We start from the raw sequence: 16,211 nt of genomic DNA, 5'->3' as shown, positions 1-16,211 counted from the left end.
TTGTTGAAACGCAGCCGGGCAAGCCCGGCTCTACATTGGACGACCACATGAATACCCATTCCATTACCTTCATTGGCGGCGGCAACATGGCCCGCAGCCTGATTGCCGGGCTGGTCCGCCGGGGCACCGCACCGGCACACATCCATGTCGCCGAGCCGGTGGCCGAACTGCGCGACGCACTGAGCACCGATTTCGGAGTGAAGACCTACGCCAGCGCTGCTGAGGCGGCCGCCCAGGGCGGTGTGTGGGTGCTGGCGGTCAAACCGCAGGTGATGTCGCAGGTGTGCGGTGACCTGGCCGATCTCGCCGCCCGGCATTCGCCGCTGGTGGTCTCCATCGCCGCCGGCATCACCAGCGCCCAGTTGCAGCGCTGGCTGGGCGAGCATGGCGCGGTGGTGCGCGCGATGCCGAACACGCCCGCCCTGCTGGGCGCGGGCGTCACCGGCCTGTTTGCCACCCCGGAGGTCAGCGAAGCGCAGCGTGCGCAGGCCGACCAAGTGCTGGCCACCGCCGGTCGCACGGTGTGGATCGAGGATGAAGCGAAAATGGATGCGGTGACTGCCGTATCCGGCAGTGGTCCGGCCTATGTGTTCCTGCTTGCTGAGGCGATGGAAGCGGCGGCCCAGGCTCAGGGCCTGTCGGCGGACGCCGCGCACACGCTGGTGGTACAGACCCTGCTGGGGGCCAGCCGCATGCTGGATGAGTCCGGTGAAGCGCCGGCGGAGCTGCGCCGGCGGGTGACCTCGCCCAACGGCACCACCCAGGCGGCGATCGAGTCGTTCCAGGGGGACGGGTTTGAAGCGATCGTGGCGCGGGCGATTGAAGCAGCCACCGCGCGTGGCAAGGCGTTGTCCGAAAAGGCGTCGTAATGATGGCCTGATCCCATGACGATGGCCTGATCCCATGCGTAGAGCCACGCCCTGCGTGGCTGCGCCATGTTCAACCTGGTCGCAGCCACGCAGGGCGTGGCTCTACGACGGCCGCCAGCAGAAATTCCACAAAACTGCTCAACTTCGGCCGAGGCCGCCGGTCCGGCAGATACACCAGATGCAACGGGCGCGGCTCGGGCAGGAAATCCGCCAACACCGGCACCAGCCGCCCCGCCGCCACGTCCTCCGCCAACAACACCGCCGGCTGCAGAATCAGCCCGGCACCCGCCAGCGCCGCCCGGCGCAGGCCGTCGCCGTCATTGCAGAGCAGCCGCGAGTGTTCCGACCAGTCCTGCTCGGGATGACCGCGCAACCGCCAGCCGTGCCCGCCGCGCCAGGCCAGATGGGTCAGGCAGTCGTGGCTGCCCAGGTCCGACGGGTGCTGCGGCACGCCCCTGCGCTTCAGATACGCGGGCGACGCGCAGATCTGCATCGCATAGGGCGGCAATGGCCGCGCCACCCATTCGGCCGAGCCCAGCGCGCCCATCCGCACCACCGCGTCAAACTGCTCCTCGATCAGGTCCACACGACGGTTGCTGAGGTCCAGCTCGATGCTCACCTTCGGATGCGCGGCCAGATAACGCGCCACCAGTGGGGCCAGCACGCAGCTGCCCCAGGTGACGGGCGCGCTGATCCGCAGCACGCCCTGCGGCTGCCGCTGCAGCCCTTCAACGCTCGCTTCGGCCTGCTGCACCTGCTCCAGCACCGCGCGGCAGCCGGCAAGATAATTGCGGCCGGCGTCGGTCAGGCTCTGCCGTCGGGTGTTCCGCTGCAGCAGCCGGGCCCCCACGTGGTTTTCCAGCTGCTGCAGGTATTTGCCCACCATCACCGCCGACACCTCCAGCTGCTCGGCCGCCGCACTCAGGCTGCCCCGGTCGACCACGGCCACGAAGGCCTGCATGCCGCGTAACACGTCCATTGCTAACCTCAAGTTAGGAATGTGCGAATCATACGCCGCTTACCTAACCCGTTCCGGCGGCGCAGACTGCAGCCATTCCCTCATTGGAGCAGCGCAGATGAAGATCCTTGTGGTCGGTGCCAGCGGCACCCTGGGCCAGGCCGTCGCCAGCACACTGGGCGTGCACCACGAACTGATCCGCGCCGGCCGCCACAGCGGCGACGTGCAGGTGGATCTGACCGACGACGCCAGCGTGCAGGCCTTGTTCGCGCAGACCGGACCGCTGGACGCGGTGGTGGCCACAACCGGTCGGCTGCACTTCGGGCCGCTCGCCGACATGACCCCGGCCCAGTTCAACCTCGGTCTGCAGGACAAACTGCTGGGGCAGGTGCGGCTGGCGCTGGCGGCGCAGCACCATCTGCGCAGCGGCGGTTCGATCACGCTCACCAGTGGCATTGTCAGCGCGCAGCCGATCCGCGATGGAGTGAATGCCACGGCGGTGAATGCAGCGTTGGAGGGATTCGTGCGTGCAGCCGCGTTCGACCTGCTGCCACGCGGGCTACGCATCAATGTGGTCAGCCCGAACGTGCTGGTGGAGTCGATGGACGACTATGGCGCGTACTTCCCGGGATTTGAGCCGGTGAGTGCGCAGCGCGCGGCGTTGGCGTACCAGCGCAGTGTGGAGGGTGTGCAGAGCGGGCAGGTGATCACCGTATGGTGATCACCGGTAGCAACCGACCGTTGGTCGGTTGACGACCTCACCCCCAGCGCTGCGCGCCCTCCCCCTGCTCACCCAATGCATCCCCCGGATTGGCCAACCGACATTTCTTCAACGAAAGACACCCGCACCCAATGCAATCCGTGAGCTGATCCCGCAACAACCGCAACTGTTCAATGCGCTGATCCAGTTCGTCCTTCCACAACGCCGACATCCGCGCCCATTCGGCCTTGGTCGGCGTTTTGTTCTCCGGCAATGCCGCGAACGCATTGGCCACCGCCTCCAGTGGCAGCCCCACCCGTTGCGCCACCCGGATCACCGCCAGCCGCCGCAGCACCTCGCGGCTGTAGCGGCGCTGGTTACCCGCGGTACGCAGGCTGTGAATCAGGCCCTTGCGCTCGTAGAAGTGCAACGCCGACACTGCCACCCCGCTACGACGCGCCACCTCACCTACACTCAGTTCCTGCGCGATCACGCCTTGACCTCAACCATGGTTGAGGTGTGATCCTGCGTGACCTCGGCGCACATCGCAAGCGCCGCTGTCCCTGATTTTCTGGATTGCCATGTCGTCTGAACCCTTGTCCGCTGCCACCGCCCCTTCCGGGGACTCCATTCTTTCGCCGCGCTACCGCGCCACCACCGTGGGCATGGTGGCGCTGGTTTCGCTGCATGCGTTCGAGGCGCTGGCCGTGGCGGCCGCCATGCCGACCGTGGCCACCGCGCTGGACGGATTACGCCTGTATGCCCTCTCCTTTGGCGGCACGCTCGCCACCAGCGTGATCGGCATGACCCTGGCCGGACGCTGGAGCGACCAGCAGGGTCCCGCGCGACCACTGTGGCTCGGCCTGGCCTGCTTCATCGCGGGGCTGCTGGTGGCAGGGCTGGCCCAGCACATGCCGGTGCTGGTGCTGGGCCGGCTGCTGCAGGGGCTGGGTGCGGGTGCCATTTCGGTGTCGCTGTATGTGCTGGTCGGGCGCTGCTACCCCGAAGCACTGCGCCCACGGGTGTTCGCGGCGTTCTCGGCCGGCTGGGTGGTGCCTTCGCTGGTGGGCCCGGCGATCAGTGGCCTGATCGTGCAGCACCTGGGCTGGCGCTGGGTGTTCCTGGCGGTGCCGCTGCTGGCACTACCGGCCGCATGGTTGCTGCGCCCGGCGCTGCGGCAGGTGCAGACGCGCACGCAGGCGGCCGCTCCGGGGAATGCGGTGGTGCGCTGGGCCGCCGGCGCGGCACTGGCCGCGCTGCTGCTGTACGTGGGTGGTCAGCAGACCGGTCTGGTTGCCGCCGCCTTGATGCTGCCGGCCACCCTGGCGCTGCTGCTGTGCAGCTGGAAGCTGCTGCCGGCCGGCACCCTGCAGCTGCGCCGTGGTCTGCCCAGCGTGATTGCCCTGCGTGGCATCGCCGCGTCGGCCTTCTTCGGCTGCGAGGCATTCCTGCCACTGCTGCTGCAACGGGAACGCGGATTGAGCCCGCTGCTGGCCGGTGTCGCGCTCAGCCTGGGCGCACTCGGCTGGTTCAGCGGCAGCTGGTTCCAGGGCCACCAGGGCCAGGGCTGGTCGCGGCGACAGCTACTGCATGCCGGTGCGCTGCTGATGTGTGGCGGGATCATTGCCACTGCGCTGGCGCTGCAGCCGGGCGTGCCGCTATGGCTGGCGCTGGGCGGCTGGACGCTGACCGGACTGGGCATGGGGCTGATCTACCCCAGCCTGTCAGTGCTGACCTTGTCGTTGTCGCCGCCGGCGCAGCAGGGTGCGAACAGCTCTGCATTGCAGCTGAGTGAGGCGTTGGCCGTGGCGACCACGCTGGCGGTTTCGGGGTCGGTGTTTGCGATGATGCTGGGGGTGGATGTGGTGCTGGGGTATCTACTGATCTTCGGGGTGATGCTGGGTTTGGCGGCCTTGAGTGTGGTGGTGGCGCGGCGGGTGTGAGGTCAGTCGCCCATGTCCTCCAGGTCCTCGCGCAGGATGCGGCGGATTTCCAGCACCGCCTGCGGGGTTTCCTGCACGCTGTGCCCGGAGATGATCACCTTTTCCGACAACGCGCCGGGAAGGTGTGCGCTCCAGTAAGGCACCAGCCCGTCATCGGACTGTTCCAGCGGCACCTCGGGTTTGCGCTGGGCGATGATGGAGTGGTACTTCAGCCCCGGGCGAATCGGCAACGCGCTCGAAGCCTTCACGAACGGGTCGTCGGCCTTGAGGTTGTCGATGCTGTTGGGAATGACCAGCTTCTTCGGCTGCGCTGACTGCGCTTCGGCCTGCTGCAGGGTCTGGAACACGTCCTCGAACTTGCCCAGCAGGGTGATCGGCAATCGCACCAGCCGCCCGATCAGCCGCCCGAACCGGTTGCCGGCGATATCCGTGCCCTTGTGCGGGGCGGCGATGAAGATCGCGCGTTCCACGTTGGGTTCGGCATCGAAGTGCAGCAGCGGACCGAGCTTGGTCTGCACGCGCTTCAACCGCTCACCCTTCAGGTTGTAGTTGGCCAGCAGGTCGTTCCACAGCACCTCACCGGAGTCGCTCAACAGCAGCCGCGCCAGCACGCCCCCCATGCTGTGGCCGATGAATACCATGTCTTTCCCCGCCCGCGACGTGCCGTTCGGATCAAAATGCCGCAGCGTGTTGTTGAACGCCTGGTCGATCTCGTAGCGGTTCAACGCGATCGGCGCGTTGGTCGGGTAGTAGACCTGCCACACCTGGAAATGCTGGCGCAGCTCCGGGTCGCCCAGTATCTCATTGGCCACGTTGACCCAGGCTTCCGGACTGCTGCCCAGCCCATGCAGCATGAAGATGATGCGGCGGTTGGGATCCCACGGCTGCATGAGGTACATGTGCGGTTCGGCAATGCCTTCGCTCATGCCGAACAGCGTGCGCAACGACTGCGTGGCAAAGCCGCTCTGCGCCAGCCACATGCCATACGCGGCGGTGAAGTTACCGGCCAGCGGCACTTTTTCGCCGTGCAGCTCCACACTCTCAGTGGACTCGGGCGAGTACACATCGAACAGCACCTGGGTGGTGTCCAGCACTTCCTGCAGGCTGTTGCCCTTGAACTTCAGCAGCGCAGTAGCGTTGATCGCCGACATTTCGCTGTATTGCGGAATCTCGGCCTTCTCACCCGCAGGCGGAGCGATCAACTTGGGCGGGTCCATCATCACCACCAGCTCGGCGCCGAAGCCATCACGGCGATAGGTGCTGCGCAGGCCGGCAAAGCTCAGCGACGAGGCCGGGGCCATGCTTGTAGGAATGCTGGTCAGTCGCAGCTGGTCGAAGTCGGAGGTCAGCGTCCAGCGCTCCCCTTCCACCGCCGCGTTGTAATCCTCGCCTTCCAGCGCGCTTTCGCGGCTGCGCTTGAACACCACCGCGGCCGTCTGCTCGGCAGCGTAGTTGTAGTAATCGCGCACCTGGGTCTGGCGATCCTCGAAGGCGCGCTGCGACGGCGTACGGCCGCTGAAGAACAGGTAGGCATACGCGTAGCGCGCGGCCTCCAGCCAGGCATCCAGTGCCGCATCGGACATAGGATGTTTGTCGCGGTCCTTGGGCTTGGGGCTGAGTGCGAGTGCATTCTTCACCCATAGTTCGGACAACGCGGACAAGCGCTGTTCCTCGGGTATGTCCACCGTGGCCTTGAGTGTTTTCTCGCAGGTCACGATGTCTTTTTCGCACTGGTCCTCGTTCAACCCGATCACGCTGAGGGTTTCCCGCGAGGCGGCGCTGAAGTCACCGCTGGTCAGCACGTCGCCACGCTTGTTGGCCAGGTACTCCGTGGGCGCGACCTGCTTCATGGTGACCATGGCGCAGCCGCTGGTCAGCAGCAGGGCGACGGACGCGAAGACCGGCAAAATTCGACGGAACGCAACGCTCATCGGCCAGTCTCCGGGTCAACGCCTGGCATGCCCACCCGGATCAAGCGTGAGAATGCCGGGTCATCGCCGGCCGCACGCGCACGGTCGGTGATGCGGCCACGCGCTTTCAAGGTGGCAAAATCCACCCCGGGCGTGAGTACGCCCAGGTCACGCGCGTATTCGGCGAAATAGCCCGACACCAGCAGGCGGTAATCCAGCGGCAGACCCGGCGCGATCTGCTTGGCCAGCTCATACACGATGGTGGTGCAGTTGCTGGTCAGCGTGTTGTAGAACGCCGGCGTGGCATCCAGTTTGCGGGCCTCGCCCAGGTAGGACACGAACAGCCCCTTGAGCTGCTCGCGGGTCATGCCTTTCAGGCGATACAGATAGACGTCCTCTCCGCGCACATTGCTGCGCACCTTGACGATGTCGGTTTCTTCCGCGGCCACCAGGGTCATCTCGAACTTGCGGAAGAACCCACCCAGTGCGGAGAAGCTCTCGCCGCGTTCCTTGCGGATCTCCAGCGAGAACACCAGTTGCCGACCGTCCTCGAATCCGAAGCTGACCAGGGTGTGGGCAATCATCGGGCCCATCCAGTAGGACAGGATCAAATCGGCCGAACGCAGCTGGTCCAGATCGTATTCGCGTCGCTCCCAGCGCACGTCATGGTCGTCGTCGCTGCGCCAGGTGAAGTTGCGCACGTTGTCCAGCACCACGTGCTGGCCATCGAACGACACCACTCTCAGGCGTTGGGCGACATCATCAGACCACTCCCGGTCCTGGCGCGGGCTGAGCAGCAGCCACCATAGGCCGGTGACGACCAGCACGGCGGCAAACAGGGCACCCGGCCAGCGGCCAGCACGCGCCCGTGCCACGGCCACGATGGTGATCAAGGCGAACCCACCCCATGCCACCAGCGCCACGCCCTGGACCCAACCCGGTCCCGGCAACTGGTACGCCAACATGCCTGCTACCCATAACGCCGCCACCAGCATGATCCCTGCCAGTCCCCACCGTCCTGCTGTCTTCACGCATCGATCCGTCAGTTGAATAGGCGCTAGTTAGCCATAACGGACGTGTACGTGACATGGGTGGAAGATGCGGCGGGTCGGCCGGCAGTTATCTGCGACCGGCCCCGACCTTCTGCCAGGGGGCCATGCCCTTGCGGGCGTTCAGGCGCGGGCGCCGCAACGGCAGGCGGCGCGGCATCGGAATGCCGACGCCCGGGGCGGCGGTATCGTCGGCGCGCAGGTCCTCGGCGCGTTCGCCGACCAGCAGGGCCGCCATCTCCTCAAGGCCGTTGCGCATGGTGCGGGCGGCGGTCTGCAGGACATTCATGGCGGCGTCTCCGGTGGGGTTCGGGGACGTCCTACCCTACGCAGGGCGGCGGGAACGCCCCGTGCAGGGGATGTGGCAGTTGGATGAAACACCCCCGGAAACCCGCACCTGAGACTCATTTGCGTTACGCCGGCGTGGTCCCGATAATTCCCGCCTCACCCTTGGAATGCCGCCATGACTGCCCTGCCGCGTCGCCGTGCCCTGCTGTTAGTGGTTCCCACCCTGCTGGCCAGCGCCCTGGCCCAGGCCCAGGATGCCCGGACCCTGGACGAGGTCAACGTGGTGGCCGACCGGGCGAGCACCGCGACCAAGACCGACACCCCACTCACCCAGACCCCGCAGGCGATCAGCGTGGTCAGCAGCGAGCTGTTCACCGACCGCGGTGCCCGCAACCTGCAGGAAACGCTGCGCTACAGCGCCGGCGTGACTGCTGATGCGTATGGCCTGGACACCCGCAGCGACGGCAGCACCGTGCGCGGCCTGGACCCGGTGCAGTACGTGGACGGCCTGCGTCGCAGCTACGGCTTCAGCCCGCTGGCCCGCACCGAGGTGTACGGGCTGGAGCGCGTGGAGGTGCTGCGGGGCCCTTCGTCGGTGCTGTACGGGGCCGGTGCCACCGGCGGCATAATCAATGCCATGACCAAGCGCCCCACCTTCACCGACATCGGCGGTGAGGTCGGCGTGCAGCTCGGCAACTTCGACCGCAAGCAGTTCCAGGCCGACGTGGGCGGCAGCTTGAATGACGCCGGCACCGTGGCTGGCCGCGTGGTCGGGCTGGTGCGCGATGCTGGCATGCAGACCGATGAAATCGACGATGACCGCATCTACATCGCCCCGTCGCTGAGCTGGCGTGGTGAGAGCACCACCTTCACCCTGCTCACCAGCTACCAGCACGACAAGACCGCCTCCAGCCAGCAGTTCCTGCCGGTGGTGGCCACCTTGAACGCGGCACCGGGCATGCCGCGTCTGGACCCGGGCACGTTCCTGGGTGACAGGGACTTCGACAAGCTGGATTCGCGCGTGTACAGCGTGACCGCGCTGTTCGACCACCGCTTCAACGATACGCTGAGCCTGCGCTCGTCCCTGCGTTACCTGGATGGCAAGACCGAGTTCCGCGAACTGTACCCCGACGCCTACAGCAACCCGCTGGATCCGTTCATCGACGCTGAAAAGCGCGTGGTGAACCGCAATGCTTACGGCGTGCGTCCAGACGTGCGTTCGTTCACCAGCGACAACGCCCTGCAGTTCGACTTCGCCACCGGTCCGCTGCAGCACCAGCTGCTGGCGGGCATCGACTACAGCGATTACCGCGAGGAAGCGCTGCAGCTGGATGCCACCCCGACCCCCATCGACATCTACGCCCCGGTATCCAGCGGGATCGTGATCAACGGCTGGAACCGGTTGCCCAACCAGCGCACCACCCAACTGGGCGTATACGTACAGGACCAGATCCGATGGGTCGACCGGGTCTCGCTGGTGCTGGGGGCCCGCCGCGACCACGCCCGCAGCGAAACAGAAGGGCTGCCCAGCCAGACCGACAACGCCACCACCTGGCGTGCCGGCCTGATCGGTGAGATCGGTGCTGGCGTTTCGCCGTATATCAGTTACAGCGAGTCGTTCCTGCCGGTCACGGGTCAGGACATCTACGGCCGCGCCTTCAAGCCGATGGAAGGCGACCAATGGGAAGGCGGTATCAAGTGGCAGCCGGCCGCGAACATGCTGATCACCGCTTCGGCCTACCGCATCACCGAGACCAACCGCCAGACCAATGACCCGGAGAACCCGCTCAACGTGGTCCAGACCGGTGAGATCGAGTCCAAGGGCGTGGAGCTGGAAGGCCAGTTCTCGTTCGAGCGCGACCTCACCCTGACGGCCGCTTATTCGCGCAACCGCGCCAAGGTGACCAAGAGCAACTTCGAGATGGAAGTGAACCAGCGCCTCAACGATACCCCGCAGGAACTGGCGTCGCTGTGGCTGGCCAAGGGCTTCCAGATTGACGACGTTTCGCGCCTGCGCGTCGGCCTGGGTGGCCGCTATGTGGGCAACAGCCAGTCGCTGGGCTTCGGCGGTTTCATCCGCACGCCCAGCTACACGCTGGTGGATGCGTTGTTTGAAATCCAGGTGGTGGACTGGACCATGGCGTTGAACATCACCAACCTTTCAGACAAGAAGTACTACGCGCCGTGCCGGAATTTTGGTGATTGCTTCACCGGCAATCCGCGCACGGTGACCGGTACGATCAGTTACCGGTTCTGATCGTTCGACCGCGCCCCCGTAGAGCCGGGCTTGCCCGGCTGCCGTTCGCGATTCACCCCGCACCACCGCAATCCCTCTCCAGCCTTCGCCAGAGACCCAAATGCAACGCACCACCATCAAAGCCTGGTTCCTGATCCACAAATGGACCAGCCTGATCTGCACCGCCTTCCTGCTGCTGTTGTGCCTCACCGGCCTGCCGCTGATCTTCGCCGAGGAAATCGACCACCTCAGCGAACCGCACGTCGAACACCCGCAGGACACCGCGCCCGCCCGCAATCTGGATGACCAGGTCAACACCGCGCTCGCGCAGTACCCCGGCAACGTACCGCTGTTCATCGGCTGGGACTGGGAAGGCCACACCGTCTACGTCAACACCGGTGAGCGCGTGGATACCCCGCCGCCGCAGATGAAAACCGCGCTGCTGCACGCCAGCAGCGGTGACGTGGTGCCCGCACCGCAGTTCAACGAAGGTGTGATGTATTTCCTGCTGCGCCTGCATACCGACCTGTTCGTCGGCCTGCCCGGTCTACTGTTCATGGGTGCGATGGGCCTGCTGTTCGCAGTGGCGATCATCTCCGGCCTGGTGCTGTACGGCCCCTTCATGCGCCGGCAGCGCTTCGGCACCCTGCGCACCGGGCGCAGCCGCCGGCTCGCGTGGCTCGATCTGCACAACGTGATCGGCGTGGTCACCCTGGGCTGGGCGCTGGTGGTGGGCCTCACCGGTGCGATCAACACCATCGCCAAGCCGCTGGAAACCGCATGGCAGAGCCAGCAGCTTGGCGAGTTCGCCGCCCGCTACGCCGGCCAGCCCCGCCCGACCACATTGGCCTCGCTGGACGCCGCCGTCGCCACCGCGCGCGCCGCCGAGCCGGGGATGCGCCCGGCTTTCGTCAGCTTTCCCGGCACCGGCTACAGCGGTGACCATCACTACGGCGTGTTCATGCAGGGCAACACCCCGCTGACCGAGCGCATGTACCGCCCGGTGCTGATCGACGCGGTCACCGGCGAGCTGACCGCGCGGCCGCAGTTGCCGGTGTACATGACCGTGCTGCTGCTCAGCCAACCGCTGCACTTCGGCAACTACGGCGGCCTGCCGCTGAAAATCCTGTGGGCGATTCTGGACCTGCTGACCATTCTGGTGCTGATCAGCGGCCTGTATCTGTGGTTCAAGCGCGGCAGCACCGAGGCACGGGTGACCGAGATCGAGCGCGCCGAAAAGACCGGAGGTGCCGCATGAGCCGCCCGACGCCGCCGACCGGCAGCCCGTTCACCGCGCCGGCGTGGATTGCGGTGATCAGCGTGGTGGGCCTGGTGAGCGCCCTGTTGGGTAACGGCGTCTATGACGTCGTGTCCTGGGTTGTGTTTGCCGGGCTGATAGGGCTGGTGGTTCAGGCCTGGGTGAAGCGAACGCGATGAATCATTCCCGTACGGGAAGATTCGGATTCTTCTTCCATCGGGGATCGGGATCACAGTGACGCGCATGACGCGCCACTACGTAGGGACACACCATGCGTGTCCGATCAGCTCAGGGTGACGATACGCTCGCCTTCGCGGTCGATCTCAAGAAGCGCATCCGAACACGGGTCGAGATCCGGTGCCTCCGCACCGGGGTCACAGCGGACCGTACAACCCAGCCCAGCGGCAAGGAAACGCGCGAATGCGGGCGAGGATGGCCACGCCTTGCTGTGGTGCACCCAGATTTCCAGCGCGCCTTCGCTGGAAATCACCACCACCGTGACCGCGCCGGCGGCATAGATGCGAAAACCATCTGGATTCCCGTCCTCGCAGATCAGCGTACCCAGTTCCGAAGAGAGCAGCGCGACTGCCCTGCTCTCTTCCACGCCCAGCACGTAGGCGGCCACACCGCTGGAATTGCAGGGGTCTGCCATGAACATCACGCTCTTGTTTAGGCCGCCATTACAGCAACATGCCCCCCGCAACTTCAATACGCTGCCCGGTAACCCAGTGGCCGCCGGGCCCCAGCAGAGCAGCTGCCGCTGCGCCGATGTCGGCAGGACGGCCGGTCCGACCCATCGCGGTATGCTGGGCCACGTACTGGTTCACGCCGGCATCGTCGCGCACTGCACCGCCAAAGAAGTCAGTCTCCGTGGCACCCGGGGCAAGCGCGTTGACTGCGATACCGCGCGGACCAAGTTCCTGCGCCAGGTAGCGGCTGGCCGTCTCCAGCGCCGACTTCATCGCCGCATAGGCCAGGCTGCCTGCCGCCACATGCCGGGTGAGGCTGGTGGAGATGTTGAGCACGCGGGCCCCGTCGTGCAGGCGGGGAGCCAGCGCCTGGGTCAGCAACAGCGGTGCCTTGAAGTGCAAGCGATACAGCAGGTCCAGGTCCTCGGCACGAATCTCGCCAAACGCCGCCGGCGCATGCATGCCCGCGTTGTTCACCAGTTGATGGAAGGCGGGTGCGCTCCAGCGCTGCAATTGGGCCAGAAATGCCGGCACGAAGCCTTCCACCGCACCGGTGGCTGCGAGATCCAGCGGCAGCATCGCCGCGCGAACACCCTCGGCCTCCAGGGCGCGCACCGTTTCTGCCGCCTGCATCTGCTGTTGCTGGTAGGTGATGACCACGTCGGAACCCTGTCGGGCCAGATGCAGCGCGATGCTACGGCCGATACCACGGCTGCCGCCTGTGACCAGGGCGATGGAGGACTGGGCTGTGTGGCTGCTCATGTATTTTGTCTGCGCGAATGGAAAATGACATGCTGCGCGCATCCCCTTGCACAGCCCTGCCTGATCGAACTCGATTCATGCCTGATCCTGCTGCCACCGAAACCCACGCCCTGCTGGCCGCCCTTCGCCAGCAGGCGCAGCACTGGCTGACTACTCAGGCCAGCAGCGGTGACACCTTGCGCGAACTGCTGCCCGGCGTATGGCTGGGGCGCGCCAGTGGCGCACGCGTGCCTTCGGCCGCGCTTTATCGCCCGGCGTTGGGCGCGGTGTTGCAAGGGGCCAAACAGGTGTTGGCAGGCGACCGCGTGCTGGACTATCGCGCCGGAGAAGCACTGCTGACTCGCCTTCCCGTTCCCGCGCGTGGCGTGGTAACTGCCGGCAGCCGCAGCACACCGTTTATGGGCATGGTGGTGGAATTGGACCCGGCACTGCTGCGCGAGGTCCTGGCACAGATGCGAACCGCTCCCGCACCTGACGAGATGACCGTTTTCAGCGTCGTGACGCTGCAAGCACCAGTGCTGGACTGCCTGCTGCGTCTACTGCGGCTGGCCGTCGACAACGAAGATGCCCGCCACCTGCTGCTGCCCAGCTTGCAGCGAGAACTGGCGTTGCGGCTGCTGCAGGGGCCCGACGGTGCAGCTGTCGCAGCGCTTGCTCAACCGCCGCCGGAAGCGCGTCGTCTGGGCATCGCGCTGCGCACGTTGCAGCGCGGTTTCCGTCAGCCACTGGACGTGGCCGCATTGGCACAGCGCGCCGGCATGAGCAGCAGCCAGTTCTACCGTCGCTTCCGCAAGGCCACGTCCCTTTCGCCGCTGCAGTATCACAAGCAGCTGCGCCTGCTGGAAGCGCGCCGACTGCTGCAGCAAGGCGACACCAGCGTCGCCAGTGCCGCGTTTGCAGTGGGTTATGAAAGCGCTTCGCAGTTCAGCCGTGAATACAGCAGGTTGTTTGGCCAATCGCCGCGGCACACTGTGCCGGGAAGCCGCACGGATCGCTGAAGGTTATCCGTACGCCTGTTGCTTCAGCTGGGCAATGCCCGCCTCCAGTGTCACCACAGGACGGTAGCCCAGTTCTCTGCGCGCACGGCTGTCGTCAAGCGTAACCTCCACCGCCGAGGAGGCGAACTCCTGCCGCGTCATCGGAGCTCGCAACGGCAGCCGCAGTGCGCGAAGCATGTCATCGACGGTAACAATCGCACGCAACACGCCGCGCGGCACCTTCTTCTGTGGAACCTCCTCGCCGTATGCCTGCAGCTGCGCGCTGATCAGACGGCGGAACGGCACCGGCGCACCGTCGGTAACGTGATAGATGCGCCCACCTGCGCCACGTTGCAGTGCGCAGCTCACCGCCTCGCAGACGTTATCCACGTGGGTGGCGGAGGTGAGGTAGTCGCCGCCGTCGATCCAGGCGAATCGCCCGCTGCGTACAGCCTCCAGCAGGTAGGGCATGGCGGTGGTGTTGTCACGCCCCCAGATGAAGCGCGGGCGCAGCACCTTCACCGCGAACTGCGGCGTGCTCAAAGACAGCGCCACGCGCTCCGCCTCGGCTTTGCTGGCCCCATAGGTACCCGGTGCACGCGCAGGATACGGCTGGTCCTCCTTGGCACTGCACAGCGGTGTGCCATCGGTCAGCGCAGACTCGCTGCTGATCACGATTGCCACCGGCACCCCGGCCGCGCGCGCTGCAGTAAGCACATTTCGTGTGCCCTCTACATTCGTCCGCCATTGCGTGGGCGAGGCATTGCGGTGGTCGGTATCGGCGGCGGCATGCACCACGGCGGCGCAGCCGGACATGGCCTGCGCGATGCCGGGGTCCAGCAGGTCACCGCGCACGGCCTGCGCGCCCAGTGCCTGCACCGTAGTGGCGGCCGCATCGCTACGCACCAATGCATGTACGGTGTGACCGTCGCCACACAGACGGCGGATCAGATTGCGGCCCACGTAGCCGCTTCCTCCAGTAAGGAAGAGCGTGGAAGAACTCATCGGGGGGTACCTCGGGGGGAGAAACTAGTTCGCGGGTGGCGGCGCATCGACCAGCGCGCTGATGTCCTGCAGCAGCTGAGCGCGCTGCTCGGCTGGCCACTGCACGTAATCCAGCGACTCCAGCAGCTTCAATCCTTCAAGCGCCAGGTAAGCCAGCAATGCGCTCCGCGGCTGCTGCGCGCTGGACTGGATCTCAGCCAGAATTTCGGCCTGGTTGCGCTGGATGGGGGCACGCAGCTGCGGGTCCTGCGCCATCGCCGCGCATAGTGCCAGCGCGACGGGCTGGAAGGCTTCCGGGAACGGTTGAGCCGCGGCGGCAATGCGCCCGCGCAGCACCGCATCGCGAGTGAACCCCTGTGAGGCTTCGCGATTGAACGCGTTGTCGCGCTCCACCGCGCGCTCCACCACCGCCTGGATCAGGCCGGCCTTGGAACCGAAGTCGTAGACCACCGAGGCCTTGCTGACCCCGGCCTCGGCTGCCACCGCGTCCAGGGTCAGGCGCGCTGCTCCCACGTGCGCGACCACGCGCTCGGCGGCGTCCAGAACCTGCTGCGGATCAATGCTTTTGGGGCGGGCCATGGGTGACTCCGTTTTTAACCATCCGGTTGATTATAAATTTAATCAGGCAGATGTAAAGCGAACTATAGATTGCTATAAAGTCCCTATAGATTTTATAGTTCAGCCCGCTATCTCAAGGGCGCGTGCGACGAACCCCTGTCGCTGGGACAAGTTGCGCCACAAGACGCCCCCGACGGGTTGAACTCCCGCATGTGGTGGGCCCAGATCAAGTTCGCGCGCGCCGCGATCAGACGCAGGTTGCCCTTGCTGGATAGAGACCAGGCCCCGTTCTCGGTCTGCATCACCGATCAGCTGCAGAAGCGCCTGCACTTTATCGACCGTGAGGCGGCCGGGGCCATCAAAGGGATGGACGGCTCGGGAGGTGCTGCGCGGTTCCTGATGCGCTCGCTGATTGAAGAATCAATGACGTCATCGCAACTGGAAGGTGCCGCCACCACTCGCGTGGTGGCCAAGGAGATGCTCAGTACCGGAAGACCGCCGCGCGACCAGAGCGAGCGGATGATCTACAACAATTACGCGGCCATGAGCCTCATCCGTGAGCGCGGCAAACGCCCTTTCAGCGTGGACGAGATTCTGGAGCTCCACACGGTGCTCACCACCGGTACGTTGGAGTCAGAGGACCACTGCGGTCGCCTCCGCGTGGCTGAGGACAATGTACTCATTTTCGACAAGGGATCTGACATTCCCGTTGTAAACCTGGAAGATCTGCTGCGCACTTGATTCACCTTCGCTTCAATGGGGTGAGGCTCTGCACCTGTCCGTTGTTGCGCAGCATGCACTTGAAGCGGCCATCCGGGTAGTCGACGATGAGCTCCTGATAGTCATCGCCTACCGGCACCTGGGTTACGAGCGTGCCCTGCGCGCCCTTGCGGACGCCGCACCCGCTGCGTGGAGGGACAGAACTGGGGCTTGGCCAAGCACTCGGTGTGGGTCAACCCTCACTGGACCCGGACCGGGCGTCTGGGCGGAGTATGCCGCGCTACCCCCA

Annotated in this window: 17 protein-coding genes; 8 read left to right on the top strand and 9 right to left on the bottom strand. The window is 65.8% G+C overall.

Annotated features, from left to right (window positions below; genetic code table 11):
• Nucleotides 1-47: 47 nt before the first annotated feature.
• Nucleotides 48-869, top strand: coding sequence for a pyrroline-5-carboxylate reductase (gene proC, locus PDM29_RS12265; protein WP_311190401.1), 822 nt, complete (start codon nt 48-50; stop codon nt 867-869).
• A gap of 70 nt (nt 870-939) precedes the next feature.
• Here the strand turns inward: proC and PDM29_RS12260 are convergent, their stop codons facing one another.
• Nucleotides 940-1,848, bottom strand: a complete 909-nt coding sequence (locus tag PDM29_RS12260; RefSeq protein WP_311190400.1) for a LysR family transcriptional regulator — start codon at nt 1,846-1,848, stop codon at nt 940-942.
• On the opposite strand from PDM29_RS12260, the gene PDM29_RS12255 reads away from it, so the two are divergent.
• Nucleotides 1,829-2,548: a short chain dehydrogenase gene (locus PDM29_RS12255; protein WP_311190399.1), complete on the top strand. Its 720-nt coding sequence runs from the start codon at nt 1,829-1,831 to the stop codon at nt 2,546-2,548. The genes PDM29_RS12260 and PDM29_RS12255 overlap by 20 nt on opposite strands.
• Nucleotides 2,549-2,585: 37 nt before the next feature.
• On the opposite strand, the gene soxR is transcribed toward PDM29_RS12255, so the two are convergent.
• Nucleotides 2,586-3,017: a redox-sensitive transcriptional activator SoxR gene (gene soxR / locus PDM29_RS12250; RefSeq protein WP_311193774.1), complete on the bottom strand. Its 432-nt coding sequence runs from the start codon at nt 3,015-3,017 to the stop codon at nt 2,586-2,588.
• A gap of 91 nt (nt 3,018-3,108) precedes the next feature.
• On the opposite strand from soxR, the gene PDM29_RS12245 reads away from it, so the two are divergent.
• The gene (locus PDM29_RS12245) at nt 3,109-4,470 is read left to right on the top strand and encodes an MFS transporter (protein WP_311190398.1); all 1,362 of its coding nucleotides are present in this window, start codon (nt 3,109-3,111) and stop codon (nt 4,468-4,470) included.
• Nucleotides 4,471-4,472: 2 nt separating this feature from the next.
• Here the strand turns inward: PDM29_RS12245 and PDM29_RS12240 are convergent, their stop codons facing one another.
• The 3 genes from PDM29_RS12240 to PDM29_RS12230 all read right to left on the bottom strand — a co-directional run bounded on the left by PDM29_RS12240 (nt 4,473) and on the right by PDM29_RS12230 (nt 7,718).
• A complete protein-coding gene (locus PDM29_RS12240) occupies nt 4,473-6,401 on the bottom strand; it encodes an esterase/lipase family protein (RefSeq protein ID WP_311190397.1) in 1,929 nt (642 codons plus the stop codon).
• Nucleotides 6,398-7,375: an Lnb N-terminal periplasmic domain-containing protein gene (locus PDM29_RS12235; protein WP_311193773.1), complete on the bottom strand. Its 978-nt coding sequence runs from the start codon at nt 7,373-7,375 to the stop codon at nt 6,398-6,400. Before PDM29_RS12235 ends, PDM29_RS12240 begins: the two co-directional genes overlap by 4 nt.
• Before the next feature lie 124 nt (nt 7,376-7,499).
• Entirely contained in the window at nt 7,500-7,718 is a 219-nt protein-coding gene (locus tag PDM29_RS12230; RefSeq protein ID WP_311190396.1) for a hypothetical protein, read from the bottom strand.
• A gap of 174 nt (nt 7,719-7,892) precedes the next feature.
• On the opposite strand from PDM29_RS12230, the gene PDM29_RS12225 reads away from it, so the two are divergent.
• From PDM29_RS12225 to PDM29_RS12215, 3 genes are all read left to right on the top strand, one after another.
• The gene (locus tag PDM29_RS12225; protein ID WP_311190395.1) at nt 7,893-9,974 is read left to right on the top strand and encodes a TonB-dependent siderophore receptor; all 2,082 of its coding nucleotides are present in this window, start codon (nt 7,893-7,895) and stop codon (nt 9,972-9,974) included.
• A 100-nt stretch (nt 9,975-10,074) separates the two neighbouring features.
• Entirely contained in the window at nt 10,075-11,211 is a 1,137-nt protein-coding gene (locus PDM29_RS12220; protein ID WP_311190394.1) for a PepSY-associated TM helix domain-containing protein, read from the top strand.
• The gene (locus PDM29_RS12215) at nt 11,208-11,390 is read left to right on the top strand and encodes a hypothetical protein (RefSeq protein WP_311190393.1); all 183 of its coding nucleotides are present in this window, start codon (nt 11,208-11,210) and stop codon (nt 11,388-11,390) included. The genes PDM29_RS12220 and PDM29_RS12215 overlap by 4 nt, the downstream gene beginning before the upstream one ends.
• 104 nt (nt 11,391-11,494) lie before the next feature.
• Here the strand turns inward: PDM29_RS12215 and PDM29_RS12210 are convergent, their stop codons facing one another.
• Both PDM29_RS12210 and PDM29_RS12205 read right to left on the bottom strand, forming a co-directional pair.
• On the bottom strand, nt 11,495-11,863 hold the full coding sequence (locus tag PDM29_RS12210) for a hypothetical protein (protein ID WP_311190392.1): 369 nt from the start codon (nt 11,861-11,863) through the stop codon (nt 11,495-11,497).
• 28 nt (nt 11,864-11,891) lie between these two features.
• Nucleotides 11,892-12,662 carry an SDR family NAD(P)-dependent oxidoreductase gene (locus PDM29_RS12205; protein ID WP_311190391.1) on the bottom strand — a complete coding sequence of 257 codons (771 nt, stop codon included), beginning with the start codon at nt 12,660-12,662 and terminating at the stop codon, nt 11,892-11,894.
• Nucleotides 12,663-12,739: 77 nt separating this feature from the next.
• Here PDM29_RS12205 and PDM29_RS12200 point away from each other — a divergent pair, with 77 nt between their 5' ends.
• Complete coding sequence (locus PDM29_RS12200) at nt 12,740-13,660, top strand: AraC family transcriptional regulator (protein ID WP_311190390.1); 921 nt, start codon at nt 12,740-12,742, stop codon at nt 13,658-13,660.
• A gap of 3 nt (nt 13,661-13,663) precedes the next feature.
• Here the strand turns inward: PDM29_RS12200 and PDM29_RS12195 are convergent, their stop codons facing one another.
• Both PDM29_RS12195 and PDM29_RS12190 read right to left on the bottom strand, forming a co-directional pair.
• The gene (locus tag PDM29_RS12195) at nt 13,664-14,644 is read right to left on the bottom strand and encodes an NAD-dependent epimerase/dehydratase family protein (protein WP_311190389.1); all 981 of its coding nucleotides are present in this window, start codon (nt 14,642-14,644) and stop codon (nt 13,664-13,666) included.
• 24 nt (nt 14,645-14,668) lie between these two features.
• Nucleotides 14,669-15,223 carry a TetR/AcrR family transcriptional regulator gene (locus tag PDM29_RS12190; protein ID WP_311190388.1) on the bottom strand — a complete coding sequence of 185 codons (555 nt, stop codon included), beginning with the start codon at nt 15,221-15,223 and terminating at the stop codon, nt 14,669-14,671.
• Nucleotides 15,224-15,412: 189 nt separating this feature from the next.
• On the opposite strand from PDM29_RS12190, the gene PDM29_RS12185 reads away from it, so the two are divergent.
• Complete coding sequence (locus tag PDM29_RS12185) at nt 15,413-15,943, top strand: Fic family protein (RefSeq protein WP_311190387.1); 531 nt, start codon at nt 15,413-15,415, stop codon at nt 15,941-15,943.
• The last annotated feature ends 268 nt before the right edge of the window (nt 15,944-16,211 follow it).

It is taken from the genome of Stenotrophomonas oahuensis, from assembly GCF_031834595.1.
GTDB lineage: Bacteria > Pseudomonadota > Gammaproteobacteria > Xanthomonadales > Xanthomonadaceae > Stenotrophomonas > Stenotrophomonas oahuensis.
This window is presented reverse-complemented; position numbering and strand designations above follow the sequence as displayed.

What these genes read in the sequence shown, in the direction of transcription:
- PDM29_RS12230 (WP_311190396.1), bottom strand. Translation starts at nt 7,718, where the DNA reads ATGAATGTCCTGCAGACCGCCGCCCGCACCATGCGCAACGGCCTTGAG.
- PDM29_RS12185 (WP_311190387.1), top strand. Translation starts at nt 15,413, where the DNA reads ATGTGGTGGGCCCAGATCAAGTTCGCGCGCGCCGCGATCAGACGCAGG.
- PDM29_RS12220 (WP_311190394.1), top strand. Translation starts at nt 10,075, where the DNA reads ATGCAACGCACCACCATCAAAGCCTGGTTCCTGATCCACAAATGGACC.
- PDM29_RS12225 (WP_311190395.1), top strand. Translation starts at nt 7,893, where the DNA reads ATGACTGCCCTGCCGCGTCGCCGTGCCCTGCTGTTAGTGGTTCCCACC.
- proC (WP_311190401.1), top strand. Translation starts at nt 48, where the DNA reads ATGAATACCCATTCCATTACCTTCATTGGCGGCGGCAACATGGCCCGC.
- PDM29_RS12255 (WP_311190399.1), top strand. Translation starts at nt 1,829, where the DNA reads ATGCCGCGTAACACGTCCATTGCTAACCTCAAGTTAGGAATGTGCGAA.
- PDM29_RS12215 (WP_311190393.1), top strand. Translation starts at nt 11,208, where the DNA reads ATGAGCCGCCCGACGCCGCCGACCGGCAGCCCGTTCACCGCGCCGGCG.
- PDM29_RS12195 (WP_311190389.1), bottom strand. Translation starts at nt 14,644, where the DNA reads ATGAGTTCTTCCACGCTCTTCCTTACTGGAGGAAGCGGCTACGTGGGC.
- PDM29_RS12235 (WP_311193773.1), bottom strand. Translation starts at nt 7,375, where the DNA reads ATGCTGGTGGCGGCGTTATGGGTAGCAGGCATGTTGGCGTACCAGTTG.
- PDM29_RS12210 (WP_311190392.1), bottom strand. Translation starts at nt 11,863, where the DNA reads ATGGCAGACCCCTGCAATTCCAGCGGTGTGGCCGCCTACGTGCTGGGC.
- PDM29_RS12245 (WP_311190398.1), top strand. Translation starts at nt 3,109, where the DNA reads ATGTCGTCTGAACCCTTGTCCGCTGCCACCGCCCCTTCCGGGGACTCC.
- PDM29_RS12200 (WP_311190390.1), top strand. Translation starts at nt 12,740, where the DNA reads ATGCCTGATCCTGCTGCCACCGAAACCCACGCCCTGCTGGCCGCCCTT.
- PDM29_RS12190 (WP_311190388.1), bottom strand. Translation starts at nt 15,223, where the DNA reads ATGGCCCGCCCCAAAAGCATTGATCCGCAGCAGGTTCTGGACGCCGCC.
- PDM29_RS12240 (WP_311190397.1), bottom strand. Translation starts at nt 6,401, where the DNA reads ATGAGCGTTGCGTTCCGTCGAATTTTGCCGGTCTTCGCGTCCGTCGCC.
- PDM29_RS12260 (WP_311190400.1), bottom strand. Translation starts at nt 1,848, where the DNA reads ATGGACGTGTTACGCGGCATGCAGGCCTTCGTGGCCGTGGTCGACCGG.
- PDM29_RS12205 (WP_311190391.1), bottom strand. Translation starts at nt 12,662, where the DNA reads ATGAGCAGCCACACAGCCCAGTCCTCCATCGCCCTGGTCACAGGCGGC.